The organism is Methylotenera sp. (genome assembly GCF_030653755.1).
Lineage (GTDB): Bacteria > Pseudomonadota > Gammaproteobacteria > Burkholderiales > Methylophilaceae > Methylotenera.
In genome coordinates this window covers 17,891-33,624 of the sequence record NZ_JAURYU010000012.1, presented here as the reverse complement: position 1 = coordinate 33,624, position 15,734 = coordinate 17,891, and the positions used below count along the sequence as shown (strand labels likewise).

Genomic DNA, 15,734 nt, shown 5'->3' with positions numbered 1-15,734 from the left:
CTGGGTTTAAAGTCATCAACTAATAATTAGTCTTTTGATGCACGTTTACGCTCATGCTCAAGCAAGTAACGTTTACGGATACGAATCGTTTTAGGAGTAATTTCTACCAACTCATCATCATCAATAAACTCAACTGCTGATTCTAAAGACAATGCAATTGGCGTAATCAAACGTACGGCCTCATCAGTACCTGATGAACGAATGTTAGTCAGCTGTTTACCTTTAATCGGGTTAACGATCAAATCGTTATCACGACTGTGAATACCAATCACCATACCTTCATATAACTTGTCGCCTGGTACAGAGAACATTTTGCCGCGGTCTTGCAACTTCCATAAAGCGTAAGCTACAGCCTCGCCATTTTCAGCAGAAATCAACACGCCATTACGACGACCTGGCATATCAGCTTTAACTGGTGCATATTCATCAAACACATGGCCCATTAAACCAGTACCACGTGTCATTGTTAAGAATTCACCTTGGAAACCAATCAAACCACGCGCTGGAATTCTATATTCCAAACGTGTACGGCCATTACCGTCAGATTCCATATTTTGCATTTCACCACGACGACGACCTAACTCCTCCATCGCAGCACCTTGATGCTCATCTTCTAAGTCAACGGTAAGAATTTCATATGGCTCACACTTTTCGCCATTAATTTCACGGTAAACTACTTTTGGTTTACCTACAGCCATTTCGAAACCTTCGCGACGCATATTTTCAAGCAAAATAGTTAAGTGCAACTCACCACGACCAGAAACGCGGAACACGTCAGCATCTTCAGTATCTTCAACACGTAAAGCAACATTCACTAAAAGTTCTTTAGTTAAACGATCACGAATTTGACGTGAAGTGACAAACTTACCTTCAGTACCAGCTAATGGTGAAGTGTTCACCATAAAGTCCATGGTCAATGTAGGTTCATCTACACCTAAATGTGGCAAGCCAATTGGGTTTTCACGATCGCAAATTGTGAAACCAATACCAATATCATCTAAACCAGAAATAATCACAATGTCGCCAGCTTCAGCTTCTTCAACAGGCACGCGCTCCAAACCGCGGAAACCAAGCACTTGGTTGATTTTACCCGTAGCGATTTGTTTAGTTTCATTCATCACTGTCACAGCTTGGCCAGGTCTGATTTTACCGTTAGTAACACGACCAATACCTAAACGACCCGTGTAAGTTGAATAATCCAACGCTGAAACTTGTAACTGTAAAGGTGCACTGCTATCACCAACTGGCGGCGCAACGTGGCTTAAAATCGTTTCAAACAAAGCACGCATATTGTCGCTAGGCTGATTCATGTCTAACATAGCATAGCCATTAATTGCTGATGCATACACCACTGGAAAGTCTAACTGCTCATCTGTTGCACCCAAGTTGGCGAACAAATCAAATGTTTGGTTCACTACCCAGTCAGTACGTGCACCAGGACGATCTACTTTATTAATCACAACGATTGGTTTTAAACCAAGTGCCAACGCTTTTTTCGTTACAAAGCGTGTTTGTGGCATCGGGCCTTCAACCGCATCAACTAGTAGAACCACACCATCTACCATACCTAACACACGTTCAACTTCACCACCAAAGTCCGCATGGCCTGGGGTATCCACAACGTTAATATGTGTACCTTCGTAATTAAGCGCAGTGTTTTTTGCTAAAATTGTAATGCCGCGTTCTTTCTCAATATCGCCACTATCCATCACACGCTCAGACACTGTCTGATGAGATGTAAATGTACCTGCTTGATGTAAAAGTTTATCAACCATAGTTGTTTTACCATGGTCAACGTGGGCAATAATTGCGATATTTCTTAAATTACGAGACATTGTCTTGCTACCAGTTCATTGAAAGGCGGCGATTTTAACACATTAAGCCCTAAGAATGATTTAACTATCTACAAATATAGTAAAAAACTCTTTGACAAAATGTAATTAATGCCTATAATGCGCACAACTTAGAACTTTAAATGGCTTAACAAGTAGCTCTAAAAAGTTTTAGATTCATCGCCCTGACCCTCAGTCACTCGTGAAATTTTGAAGTGACTATCTTTAGATTTAATATTAAATCTATCTTTACTGGTTAGCGGCTATGCCCGTGCGCTGGTAAATAAAGCATCTCGAAACTATATATTTGAAATTTGCTTTTTGCGTTATGTTGTTTTTTACAACATCACTGTAAACATACATGTATTTGCTCGCGCCCTTTTATTGTTTTTATAAAACTGCTTTTGAAAGGGACTATCTTGTCTTTTGAATCATTAAATCTACACCCTACTATTATCCGTGCTTTAGAGGAATCAGGCTATACAGCCCCAACTCCTATTCAAGCCCAAGCAATTCCTGTTGTGACAGAAGGTCACGACTTGATGGCTTCTGCACAAACTGGTACCGGTAAAACTGCAGCATTTATGTTGCCAGCACTAAACTTACTAGCAACGCCGCACGAATCTAAAAGCCGCGGCCCACGTATTTTGATCCTTGTACCTACACGTGAACTTGCAACACAAGTGAACGAAGCTGCACGCAAATACGGTAAATTCATCCGTGCACGTACAGTAAGTATCGTGGGCGGTATGCCTTACCCACTACAAAACAAACTATTATCACAACCGCTAGATATCTTAGTGGCAACACCTGGTCGTCTATTAGATCATATGGAACGTGGCCGTATTGATCTATCACGTTTACAAATGTTGATATTAGATGAAGCTGATCGTATGTTAGACATGGGTTTCTTACCTGATGTTGAACGTATTTGCGAGCAACTTTCTGCAGAGCGTCAAACATTATTGTTCTCAGCAACATTAGATGGCGACATCGCACGTATTGCGAACAAAATCCTTAAAAATCCTAAAACAATTCAAGTGGCAGCTCAACGTGAAAAACACGCAAACATCGAGCAACGCTTGCACTTTGTTGACGACATGACACATAAAAACACACTACTTGAGCATTTATTGATTGCTCCTGAAGTGAATCAAGCCATCATTTTCACAAGCACTAAACGTCACGCTGATGTGTTAGCGGAAGATTTGTACGCAGCAGGTCATAAAACAGCTGCATTACACGGTGATATGACACAAGGTGCGCGTAACCGTACATTGACTAAATTACGTCATGGCGATGTAAAAATCTTGGTTGCGACTGACGTTGCTGCTCGTGGTATCGACGTACACGGCATTACACACGTCATCAATTACGATCTACCTAAATTTGCTGAAGACTATGTACACCGTATCGGCCGTACTGGTCGTGCTGGCAACACTGGTATCGCCATTTCATTCGCGTCGAACATGGATAGACATATTTTGCGTAAAATCGAACAATTCACTGGCAACACCATGTCGCCAGCAGTGATTGAAGGCTTTGAACCAAAACGTGCAATGAAGATGGATGGTCCTAGTGGTAGTCGTCGTGATGGTCATAAACCAGGTGGTCGTGGTGGTTTTAAACCACGTGATGACCGTGGTGGTTACAAAGGCCGTGATGATCGCAATGGCGCTAGCCGTGATAGCGCTCCTCGCAGCGAAAATCGTTTTGAAAACCGTGGCAACCGTGATTCAGCACCACGTGAAGCAAATGGTAATTCAGCTGGCTATGCGCCAAAACCTGAATTTAATCGTTCAGAAAGACCAACTGGCGACCGTGCACGTAGCTTTGGCGACCGCGCAGCGTTTGACAAATCTGGTGACCGTAGCCGTGGCAACAACGCTGGCACGCCTAACCGTAGCTTTGGCGATAGCGTAGCTTTTGGTAAAAAACCATACTCACGCGACGGCCAACGTAGCGAAGGCCGCTCTGATCGTGGTGCAGCACCTGCTGCACGTCGTGATGGCGCCCGCACTGATGGTGCTCGTAGTGACAGCCGTCCTGCTGGCCGTAGCGATAGCCGTGGTCCAGCACGTGCTTTTGCTGGCGCGAACGCAAGCGCAGGCAATGGTGCTCCACGTCGCTCACGTAGTTTTGCATAACTTAAGTAAAGACTTTAATTGAACAGTATCCAACAAATGACAGAAATCGTAACGACTGACAGCCCAAGTTTCAGCACATTAGGACTCGCACCTGAGCTCTTACGTGCATTAACTGAATCTGGTTACACCACTCCAACCCCAATTCAGGCACAGGCTATTCCTGTTGCCTTGGCTGGAGGAGATGTAATGGCAGGCGCGCAAACAGGCACAGGTAAAACTGCGGCTTTTGCACTCCCCCTACTACAGAAGTTATTACCGCTAGCCAATAGCAGCACCTCCCCTGCCAAGCATCCCGTGCGTGCGTTAATTTTAACGCCAACACGTGAGCTTGCTATACAGGTGGAAGAAAGCGTCAAAGCGTATGCTAAACATACGCAATTGCGCTCACTGGTTGTCTATGGTGGCGTAGATATCAAAACACAGACACCTCACCTTAAAACAGGTGTGGAAGTGTTGGTAGCGACGCCTGGCCGTTTGTTGGATCATATGGAACAAAAAACTCTGCAACTCAACCAAGTACAAATGTTAATACTTGATGAAGCTGACAGAATGCTAGATATGGGCTTTATGCCAGATTTGAAGCGTATTTTGGCACTACTGCCAAAACAGCGTCAGAATTTAATGTTTTCCGCGACATTCTCAAACGAAATTAAAAAATTAGCAGATGATTTTTTAACCAAGCCTCAACTGATTGAAGTTGCGCGTAGCAATGCAACTAATGACAATGTGACGCAAAAAGTATATCAAGTTGCGCAATCAGATAAAGAAGCTTTGTTGATTCAGCTACTAAAAGAAGCCGATGCAAAACAAGTCATCGTATTCACCAAAACAAAATTAACGGCGAGCCGTTTAAGCCGTAGCCTCGTACGCGAAGGCATTGCGGCTGATGCCATTCATGGCGATAAAAATCAGCAAGAACGTATTAAAGCATTAGATGCTTTTAAAGCTGGAACTGTGACTGCGCTGATTGCAACAGATGTTGCGGCGCGTGGTTTAGATATTAGTGAACTGCCAATGGTGATTAACTATGAAATCCCAAGCGCGCCAGAAGACTATGTCCATCGTATCGGCCGTACAGGACGTGCAGGCGCAAGTGGTGTGGCCATTTCATTTGTCAGCGATGATGAAGAAAAATATCTCGTAGAAATCGAAAAGCTAATCAAACGCCAAATTACCAAAGAAACGGTAGCGCTAGATAAACCTAAAGCAACATCACGCACACGTAGTCCCGCGAGCAATCAGGTGAAAGATCAAGAAGCGCCAACCAGGCGCTTACCTGCTAAGAAAAAGAGTGCCGACCCATGGTTTGATAAGCCTTACGAACCAAGCACAGAACAAAATAATGTGGTCGCCACTAGACAAATTAGTACCAAGAAGGCGCCAGTGGCTGCATTACTTGGTGGGTTGTTGTCTAGAAAATAATTAATCTTTGAAATCAATCAGGTATTTAGTACTCAGCTAATTCGGGGCAGTCAACGCCCCTTTTTATTGCCTGCAGTTATTTGCTTGAGCGCAATTAACGCCCCTGTTGATTCCGCATAAAGTCAGCCACGCCATATAGCTGATTGGCTAATTTTTTCATCAACGCTTCGTCATACTCTAATTGATGCATGGCTTTAATCATGCAATACATCCATTGATCACGCGCTGACTCACCGATTGCAAACGGCAAATGACGCGCACGCAACATTGGATGTCCATAGCGCTCGATATATAGCTGCGGCCCACCTGTCCACCCTGTTAGAAACATAAACAGCTTCTCGCGCGCAGAAGTTAAGTCTGATTGATGCATATCACGGATAGGCTTTGCCTTAGGGTCGCTATCCATAATGTCGTAAAACGTTTCTACCAATAAACGGATATTTTGTGTGCCACTTTCTTCGCCACCAAGCAACTCAAAAAATGTACGCTTATCAGTACCCGCTTCTTCTATTTCATTCAACATATGCTTATCACCTTAAATGTAGGGATTTCTTGTAACGCAGTTTGTAGACCGTATCACAAATGTACTTTTGTTATCCCTACATTTAAATATCCACTGGCGTCACTAAACTGGCGGCTAATTTTGCACTTTCTCTTGCTTCTGTAACATCTTTACCTGTCGCTAATGCAACGCCCATGCGCCTTTTAGTAAAAGACTCTGGCTTACCGAATAAGCGAATATCTGCATTACTCACGGCCAAGGCTTTTTCTACACCATCAAAAGCTAGTTGCTGAGTATTATGCCCACCATAGATGACGGCACTTGCGCCAGCTTCACGCATACTCACATCAACAGGCAATCCTAAAATTGCACGCGCATGTAGATCAAATTCACTAAAGCGTTGCGTAGCCATGGTTACCATACCTGTGTCATGTGGACGAGGACTGACCTCACTAAACCAAACATGGTCACCTTTTACAAACAACTCAACCCCAAACAAACCTAAACCGCCTAAGCTATCAGTCACAGCTTTAGCAATACGCTTAGACTCCTCTAATGCCTTAGTAGCCATGGGTTGGGGCTGCCAACTCTCAACATAATCACCTTTTTCCTGCACATGTCCAATGGGCTCACAGAAGTAAGTGGCGATTTCGCCTTGTGCATTCTTTGCGCGGACTGTTAATAAAGTAATCTCGTAATCGAAATCAATTTGGCCTTCAACAATCACCACACCTTGGTTGACACGTCCGCCTGATGCAGCATAATCCCATGCAGATGACACTTCACTCGCCTGTGTAATACGTGACTGCCCCTTGCCAGAGGAAGACATGGTTGGCTTGATAAAACACGGATAGCCAATACCAGCATCAATCGCAGCTTGGAGCTCAGTTTCGCTTCTGGCAAAGGCATAAGGTGATGTTGGCAGATTAAGGTCTTCAGCCGCGAGCCTGCGAATACCTTCGCGATTCATGGTCAATTGAACTGCTTTAACGGTAGGAATCACGGTTGCAATGCCAGATTTTTCAATATCTGCGAGTGTTGAAGTATTTAAGGCTTCGATTTCAGGCACAATCAAGTGTGGTTTTTCAAGTGCGATTAGCTGACGCAATGCTTGATCGTCGGTCATATCAATCACATAGGCACGATGCGCAACCTGATGACCTGGTGCATTTTTATAGCGATCAACGGCAATCACTTCAACACCTAGGCGTTGCAGAGCGATAATCACCTCTTTACCAAGCTCACCACTACCTAAGAGCATGACACGGGTTGCATTAGGACTTAAAGGGGTTCCAATTCGCATAGGGATTCTTTCATTTGAGGATTGCTGGAATCATACCATGCAGCTATTTTTAAGAAAATTAGAGATACATTTAATTTACAAGAAAATAGAAAATGAATACTCTTAGTGAACGCATAGTTCCTGCTTAACAAGCTTAATGAATTGCGTTTAAGCTAACTAAACTTTGATTTGATGTTTATCCATGCGGTAGCGCATCGTCATCCGTGTAATGCCAAGTTTTCTTGCTGCCTCTGAAACATTGTATTTAGAATCAACCAACACCTGCAACAATATAGACTTTTCTGCCGCATCTAAAGCAGACTGCTGAGAATCTATTGAAATAGTAGGAACGGGCTCTGCCAAACGTGTGTTTGGTAAAGCTAAATCAATATCAGTTAATTCACCATTTTGACAAAGCAACATAGCACGGCTCACTTGGTGCTTTAATTCACGTACATTACCTGGCCATGCATAAGCTTGAATGATACTAATTGCCTCACGCGTAAAATGTGGGCTAGGTAATCCATAGCGTCTAGCGGTTTGTGCAGCAAAACTTTTTGCCAACAACATGATATCTTGACCACGATCACGTAATGGCGGCATAAAAACACCCATCATATTAAGTCGGTAATACAAGTCTTGCCTAAAGCGTCCATTCTGTGACATTTCATGTAAATCACGATTGGTAGCCGCTACAAAACGAGCTGGTACAGCACGCTCTTTAGTTGAACCGACACGTCGAACCACTCGACGCTCAAGCACATTAAGCAACTTTGCCTGTAGCGCTAATGGTAATTCACCAATTTCATCTAAAAACAACGTGCCGTCTTCAGCGGCTTCAATCAAACCAGGCCTTGAACTTACCGCACCTGTAAAAGCGCCCTTCTCATGACCGAACAACTCACTCTCCATCAACTCCGCTGGCAGTGATGCACAATCCACATGCACAAAAGGTTTATCACTATTTGCACATGATAAATGCAATGAACGAGCAGCCACATCTTTACCAGTTCCTGTTTCGCCGCCTATCAAAACAGTAGGTGGTACGCTGTCGTTCGATACCAACTGAGCAATGCGATTAATTTGCATTTTCACATTTTGCATGGCTGGACTATCGCCCAACAGCTCAACTCCCTCTGAGGCATGCGCATTGCGCTGGCGTGAGTAATCAAGACTTTTGCTCTGCATGGCTGCAGTTTCGGCTTTTTGAATCGATAACAACAACTCTTCAAGATCTATCGGTTTTTTTAGATAATCAACAGCTCCTTGTTTCATCGCATTGACGGCATCACTAATTTCACCATGCGCCGTCATCACAATCACCACCGCGCCTTTAACAACAAACTCTGTCAGTAGATCCAAACCGTTGCCATCAGGTAGTCGCATATCTAATAAAACAATGTCTGGGGGAAATTGTTTAACAATATCGCGAGCATCTTGTAGGCTTTCTACGTGCGCACACTCATACCCAGATTTTTGTAATCGGCGTACTACAGCACGTGCAAATAATGCCTCGTCTTCAACAATCAATATTTTCGATTGCTGTTTAGTTAAGGTTGATGCTTCACTATTACTGAGATGCGTTAGTTGCAATTATTACTCCTGTGATACAAATCTAAATTTTATGATTGTGTTAGATCAACAACAAATCATTATCAGCAAGAAACATTCCAAACATCTTTTTTTATAAGAACTCTAAAAAGTACGCCAAAAAAATCAAGAAGAAAATTAAGATAAACCAAATTAAAAATACTTCCATAAGCAATACTTAGCACAATAAATACCAATAAAATAAGCTATTCACTTACGTAATGAATCAGTAGTCAATACGCCTATCAATCAAACCAATCTCACCATACTCAACTAATTTATGGTTCATTACAACCATTTTTTGGTTGTAATGAACCACACTATGGTTGATTACAACCAATTTATGAGATTTTCAATCACTTAAAATTATCAAATATATTTTTTAAATACGCTAATTCAATTACTTAAACCAAAAATTACCACTAGAACTAAAATAGGAATGTTTTTTGCTTTTTAATCTTTTGTTATAAAAACATTAAAATATAAATATAGCTTAGAATTTCTATCGAAAGTACATCATGAAAAAACCATTAATGAAACTCACATCTGTAGCCGTGATGCTTGCATTTGCAAACACGCCTGCACTTGCTGATGACACCACAATTAATATTAAAAAAATTGAGGTCTACGGCACTACTCCACTACCTGGTATTGGCTTGCCGTTAAATAAAGTACCAGCAAATATCCAAATGGCATCGCCAAAAGAGGTTGCAAATCAAGCTGGTGTTTCAATTGCTGACTACATGATGAACAATATGCAAGGGGTTACAGTATCAGATATGTCTGGCAACCCATGGCAACCAGAAATCAACTTCCGCGGCTACTCTGCTTCTTCTTTATTAGGTAATGCTCAAGGCCTTTCTACCTATGTGGATGGTGTACGTGTTAACGAGCCATTTGGCGATGTGACACTTTGGGACAAGATTCCTAGCTTTGCGATTGGCAACATGCAAGTAGTGCCTGGCTCAAACCCACTATTCGGCTTAAACACTTTAGGTGGCTCAATTGCTATTCAAACCAAAAGTGGCCGCGATAATCAAGGTATGGCTTTAGAATATGAAGCTGGCTCATGGGGTCGTCAACGCGCTTTAATTGAAGCTGGTGGTGTATCTAAAGATGGTTCTGTAGATTACATGCTAGGTTATCAACATACCACTGAAGATGGCTGGAGAGATTACTCACCATCACACCTCAATCAATTATTTGGTAAATTAGGTTGGCAGAATGAAACTAGCAAGTTGGACTTAACTTATATCAGTACAGACAATAATCTAATCGGCAATGGCTTTACACCTGAAAACCTATTAAGTGGTGATCGTGATCAAATTCACACACGTCCAGACTTTACCAACAACTACTCACACTTCTTAGCGCTAAATGGCTCTCACTGGTTTAATGAAGACACTATGTTTTCTGGTAATGTGTACTACAGAAAATCAAATCGCCACACTAAGAATGGCGACCTATGGGAAGGTGAATCTGATGGTGCAGGTACAATCGGGAACTACGTAGGTCAGTTTGATATTGATGAAGAATATACTGGTTCAGTAATGAATCGTAGTAAAACCACACAAGATACTTACGGTGCAACAGGCCAAATGACTTTTGGCCAAGATTGGATGGGCAAGAAAAATCAATTTGTAATTGGTGCAGGCTACGACTATACGCTAATGCGTTATAAACAATCAGAGTTAATTAATGTTTACAGCGAAGGTGATAATGAAGTGTTTGACGGAAATCGCACGCCGATTTTCAACAGCCCAGCTTACGACTCTGGTGATGAGTTTGGCGTATTACCTGGCACTCAAACAACTGGCCTAACAGGCAAACAATACACTGCTCGCTTATTTGCAACAGATACATTATCACTCAATGATCAATGGCATTTAACAGCTGGTGCAAGTTGGAACTTTACACGTGTAGATAACGTGGATACGTTAAGGGGCGATCGCTCTGCGACCAACCCGAACAGCTTGACTGCAAAAGATAGCTATACACGCTTAAATCCAACCATAGGCTTGACACATACACCTACTGACAACTTAACGCTTTACACGTCATATAGTGAATCTAGCCGTGCGCCTACTTCTATTGAATTGGGATGTTCAAATCCAGCAGCGCCATGCCTACTACCATCAGCAATGGCAGATGATCCTCCTCTAAACCAAGTGGTTGCAAAGACCTATGAGTTTGGTGGCCGTGGATTGCTAACGGAGAATATCCGTTGGAATGCAGGCTTGTATCAAGCAATCAACCATGATGACATTCAATTTACAGCGGCAGGCTCATCTAACGGTGCTGGCTACTACAAAAACGTAGGTAGAACTAAGCGCCAAGGGATTGACATGGGCTTGGCTGGTGATGCAGACAAGTTTAAATGGAGTGCATCATACAGCTACGTTCGTGCAACTTACGACTCTGATGTTTCATTTGTAAGTTCTTCAAATTCATCAGAAGATAGTGAGAGTATCATTTACGTAAAACCTGGTGATCGTATCCCATCGATTCCAGCGCATCAGCTAAAACTACGTGGTCAATATGCTGTTACACCAGCATGGACTATCGGTACTAACGTAATCGGCTTCTCAGACGCTTATGTTTGGGGTAACGAGAACAACCAACATCGTGCCAATAGTGCCGCTTGCGTAGATCCTGAAGATTGCGCAGCAGGAAAAGGTAAGGTGAGTGGCTATTTCATTGTTAACTTAGATACTCAATATAACATTGGCAATGGTTGGAAAGCGTTTGCAAAAGCCACCAACATTTTTGACCGTGAGTATAATGTGAGTGGTCGTTTAGCTGAAACCATGTTTGCTGCTGATGGTACTTATGGTACTGAATCAAAACAACTTGGTTTATTAGCAGGCGCACCACGTGCTGCTTGGATTGGCGCTCGCTATGAGTTTGGCGGTCCAAAGAAGTAAACTACTAGATGTAAAATAAGCAGTCGCCATTAGGTTCGATTGCTGAGTAAAAAAGGGTTACACCAAGCTGTAACCCTTTTTTTTATTTACTAAGCCTCTGTTGTTCTTCTGTAAGAATATACCTAGATTAAATACTATTGAGTAACTGCCTTGGTGGAATATTTAAAAAACTACGCAGCCCCAACCAAGCCGCTAAGGGAATCAAAACTGCTGCAACTAGTACACTTAACACAACCAAACTAAAATTAAACTGAAACGGTATATTGAGAATATTGACACTAATGTAATACGCTAAAAAGTTGGCGCCAATCGATGCCACCAATGCTGATATAAATCCAATACAAGCAAACTCTGCAATATAAGCAATACTCACCTGTTTACGTGATGCGCCAAACACACGCATCAGCGTAGCTTCTGCCACACGCTCTTCTCTAGTTGCAACAAGCGCGGCGTACAACACGGCAACACCTACAACTAAGCTAAATACAAAAACATACTCAATTGCCTGACTCATCTTTTGCATGATTCCGCGCACTTGTTGCATGAGCGCTGCAATGTCAATCACGGTTAGATTAGGGTACTGCTTCACCAGTTGATTAAGTGACTCCTCTGCGCCAATCGGCAAATGAAAACTACTGATATGACTGGCAGCAAATCCATCTAACACGCCAGGCGGTGTCACTGCAAAAAAGTTAGCACGCATCGTATCCCACTCTACTTTTCTCAGGCTTATCACCGTCAGCGTTAATGGACTACCTGCGATATCAAATAGTAGTTGATCACCAATTTTAATGTTAAGGCTGTTGGCTAAACCCTCCTCTAATGAGATTAATGGCTTTCCATGTTCGCTATTTTTCCACCAACGCCCAGCCACCAGCTTGTTATCAGTTTGCATCTGTGCAGCCCATGAGAGATTGAACTCACGCTCTGCAAGCCGCTTTGCACGCTCATCTTGCCATTCAACTGTGTTGATTAATTGATTATTCTTACTCACTAATCGTGCACGGACCATTGGAAAGATAGCCGCATCTTGAATATTTTGTGTGCTAAAAAATTGATTGACTTGATTAATTTGAGCTGGCTGAATATTAATCACAAATCGATTGGGCGCCCCCTCTGGCAAAGAGGCTTGCCAATTACGGATTAAATCACCACGTATGAGTGTGAGTAGCATAATCACCATCAACCCCATGCAAAAGCCTATCATTTGCACAGTGGACAATCCTAACCTACGTTTTAAGCCTTGTATCCCTAAGTTAATTGACGCCAAGGTGCTGCTTTTAGGCGTTATTGTCAAAAGTCGCTGGGCCAAATAAGTGAGCGCATAAACAAAACCTAACACAATTAAGCTCAATGTCATCATCGCAACAATCGTTGAAACTGCAATATTAAAATCCTGTGCTTGCCAGAAAATCATCACCACCATCACCAAAGCGGCTGGTAAATACTTAGCCTGCGTTGAAAGCGGCAGCGATAGCGTATCTCGCCTTAGTATGTTCATGGCTGAAAGGTTTCTCATTTGCCACGCATGCGGTAGCACAACAGCTACCATCATGCCAATACTAGCCATAAACCCTATCAATACAGGCATAATAGAGACAGGCGGTAAGGTTTCTACAAATAAACTACCAGCCAATTGCGCTAACCCTAGTTGCGCGATAAAGCCAATCAGAGCGCCAAGCAATCCACTAAATAAGGCGATAATGAATGTTTGAATCGTCAATATCTGCAATACAGTATTTTGTTGCGTACCAAAACAGCGCATCAGTGCAAACGTATTTAAACTCTGCTTGATATAAGGCAAGCTTGATAACAACATAGCAACCATTGCCAATACCACACTCACCATGGCAGATAATCCCAAGAATTGCTGTGCCTTATCTAACGCGGTTTTGATTTCAGGGCGCGCATTACGAACATCATCTATTCGCTCTCCTCTAGCCAATGTAGGTTTAGCCTGCTCAGAATAACGACTAATTATTTGAGGGGTAGAAGCCAATAAAAGCTGATATTTCACACGGCTACCATACTGAATAAGCTGAGTTGCAGCTAAATCAGCCGCATTCATCATCAAACGCGGTGCAAAGCTAAACATATTGCCGCCACGTGAGGGTTCACGTAACAATATCGCACTCACCGTTAAACTAAGTTCACCTACTTGAAGCTGGTCGCCTACTTGAACATCTAGCAAGGTTGCTAGTCTAGGCTCTATCCAAACCTCACCAAGTTGAGGAGCCGTCTGTACAGATTGTCCAATATCATTCGGGTGCTGACCTATGGTTAAATGCCCACGCAAAGGAAAGTTTGGCTCAACCGCCTTGATTTCAACTAACTGACTAGATTCGCCATGAATCACCATACTGGCAAACTCATAGGTACGTGTTGTTAAAATGGACTGTGTTTTTGCACGCTCAGCAAAGGCATCAGGAATTGAGTGATCAGCTAAAACCGCTAAATCACCACCAATTAACAAGCTGCTTTGCTGACTTAGTGCAGACTCAATACGCTGTGTAAAAAAACTCACCGCAGTAATTGCTGCAACCGCCAACACTAATGCAAACACTAATACGCTTAACGCACCTGCGCGCCACAAACTGATGGTTTGTGACCATGCTAACCTAGCCGCTAATATCATACTTGTGCCATTTCCAACAGAACACCATGCTCTAATTTAAATAGACGCTTACATCGATTAGCCAAGGTGATATCGTGCGTCACTAACACTAGTGTAGTTCCTGCTTCTTTATTCATTTTAAACAGTAATTCAATAATCATCTGGCCAGTGGTGCTATCTAAATTACCTGTTGGCTCATCTGCAAATAAAATACTGGGTTGTGTGGCAAAAGCACGCGCTATCGCCACACGTTGCTGCTCCCCTCCAGACAACTGCTTAGGATAGTGTTGCACACGATGACTAAGCCCTACCCTAGCCAAAGCTTCAATGCTTAATACTTCAGCTTTAGGATGGCTTTTTAATTGCAAAGGAAGCATCACGTTCTCTAATGCAGTCAGTGCGGGTAATAATTGAAAGGACTGAAACACAAACCCCATGTCTTTAGCACGTATGGCGGCACGGCCATCTTCACTTAAACTGCTAAATTCACCGCCACTAATTTGAACGCTTCCACTGGTAGGAACGTCCAAACCAGCTAGCAGACTAAGTAATGTAGACTTACCCGAGCCAGAGCTACCAATGATGGCGATTTGGTCGCCGTTTGCAACGCTGAGATTTAGGCCACTTAAGATGCGAATTTGGTTATCATGGTTAGTAATTTCGTAGTGCAAGTCTTGCGCTTGAATCATTGGAGATTGTTGCATTCATGTTGTTCCGTTTATTGTTAGTATCAAAAACCTTATTGCTTAGTTTGTTTTTTTTGAATTTCGTTGCATGGTCTGCACCTGCTTTGGCAGAAAATCCAAAAATAATGATTTACGGCGATAGCTTATCAGCAGCTTATGGCATCCCACAGCAACAAGGATGGGTATCATTACTACAAAAAAAGCTCGCCTCAGAACATTATCAATATGAAGTTATCAACGCCAGCATTAGCGGCGAAACAACAAGTGGTGGTGTCAGCCGTATTAATAATGCCCTAAAACAAGTAAAACCTAGCATTGTTATTATAGAACTTGGTGCAAATGATGGCTTACGCGGATTACCTATTCAAGAAATGACCACAAATCTCGAGACAATTATTCAGCAAAGCAAAGAATCAGGTGCGAAACTATTGCTAGTTGGGATGAGGATTCCACCCAATTATGGACCTCAATACACAAAACTATTTAGCCAAAGTTACGTCAAGCTCAGCCAAGTGCATCAAATTCCCTTGGTACCATTTATGTTAGAAAACATTGCAGCAAAAGCAAACCTCATTCAGGATGATGGTTTACACCCTAATGCTGTTGCTCAACCAATGGTTTTAGATAATATTTGGCCTCATTTAAAGAAACTACTTAAGAAATAATCATAATGGATGCTTATAACAACCCTACATAATGAGTATTTTCAGTTAAGTTGGCGTTGATTATTTGGCA

10 protein-coding genes are annotated in these 15,734 nt (G+C 42.5%); 4 read left to right on the top strand and 6 right to left on the bottom strand.

The annotated features are described in order from the left end of the window. Positions 1–26: 26 nt before the first annotated feature. A complete protein-coding gene (gene typA / locus Q7U33_RS02615; RefSeq protein WP_304858033.1) occupies positions 27–1,835 on the bottom strand; it encodes a translational GTPase TypA in 1,809 nt (602 codons plus the stop codon). 416 nt (positions 1,836–2,251) lie between these two features. Between typA and Q7U33_RS02610 the strand changes: the two genes are divergently transcribed. Both Q7U33_RS02610 and Q7U33_RS02605 read left to right on the top strand, forming a co-directional pair. Beyond that, positions 2,252–3,979, top strand: coding sequence for a DEAD/DEAH box helicase (locus Q7U33_RS02610; RefSeq protein ID WP_304858032.1), 1,728 nt, complete (start codon positions 2,252–2,254; stop codon positions 3,977–3,979). 36 nt (positions 3,980–4,015) lie between these two features. Beyond that, on the top strand, positions 4,016–5,401 hold the full coding sequence (locus tag Q7U33_RS02605) for a DEAD/DEAH box helicase (RefSeq protein ID WP_304858035.1): 1,386 nt from the start codon (positions 4,016–4,018) through the stop codon (positions 5,399–5,401). Positions 5,402–5,495: 94 nt separating this feature from the next. Here the strand turns inward: Q7U33_RS02605 and Q7U33_RS02600 are convergent, their stop codons facing one another. The 3 genes from Q7U33_RS02600 to Q7U33_RS02590 form a co-directional block, all read right to left on the bottom strand. Beyond that, positions 5,496–5,924: a group II truncated hemoglobin gene (locus Q7U33_RS02600; protein WP_304858031.1), complete on the bottom strand. Its 429-nt coding sequence runs from the start codon at positions 5,922–5,924 to the stop codon at positions 5,496–5,498. Positions 5,925–6,006: 82 nt separating this feature from the next. Next, positions 6,007–7,206, bottom strand: a complete 1,200-nt coding sequence (purT, locus tag Q7U33_RS02595; protein WP_304858030.1) for a formate-dependent phosphoribosylglycinamide formyltransferase — start codon at positions 7,204–7,206, stop codon at positions 6,007–6,009. A 156-nt stretch (positions 7,207–7,362) separates the two neighbouring features. Beyond that, complete coding sequence (locus Q7U33_RS02590; RefSeq protein WP_304858029.1) at positions 7,363–8,778, bottom strand: sigma-54 dependent transcriptional regulator; 1,416 nt, start codon at positions 8,776–8,778, stop codon at positions 7,363–7,365. Between the two features lie 515 nt (positions 8,779–9,293). Between Q7U33_RS02590 and Q7U33_RS02585 the strand changes: the two genes are divergently transcribed. Beyond that, the gene (locus Q7U33_RS02585; protein ID WP_304858028.1) at positions 9,294–11,699 is read left to right on the top strand and encodes a TonB-dependent receptor; all 2,406 of its coding nucleotides are present in this window, start codon (positions 9,294–9,296) and stop codon (positions 11,697–11,699) included. A 127-nt stretch (positions 11,700–11,826) separates the two neighbouring features. Here Q7U33_RS02585 and Q7U33_RS02580 read toward each other — a convergent pair whose 3' ends face one another. Together Q7U33_RS02580 and Q7U33_RS02575 are read right to left on the bottom strand one after the other, a co-directional pair. Continuing rightward, positions 11,827–14,334, bottom strand: coding sequence for an ABC transporter permease (locus Q7U33_RS02580; protein WP_304858027.1), 2,508 nt, complete (start codon positions 14,332–14,334; stop codon positions 11,827–11,829). Beyond that, complete coding sequence (locus Q7U33_RS02575; protein WP_304858026.1) at positions 14,331–15,017, bottom strand: ABC transporter ATP-binding protein; 687 nt, start codon at positions 15,015–15,017, stop codon at positions 14,331–14,333. The genes Q7U33_RS02580 and Q7U33_RS02575 overlap by 4 nt, the downstream gene beginning before the upstream one ends. Positions 15,018–15,019: 2 nt before the next feature. On the opposite strand from Q7U33_RS02575, the gene Q7U33_RS02570 reads away from it, so the two are divergent. Then, positions 15,020–15,664, top strand: a complete 645-nt coding sequence (locus tag Q7U33_RS02570) for an arylesterase (protein WP_304858025.1) — start codon at positions 15,020–15,022, stop codon at positions 15,662–15,664. Positions 15,665–15,734 lie beyond the last annotated feature (70 nt).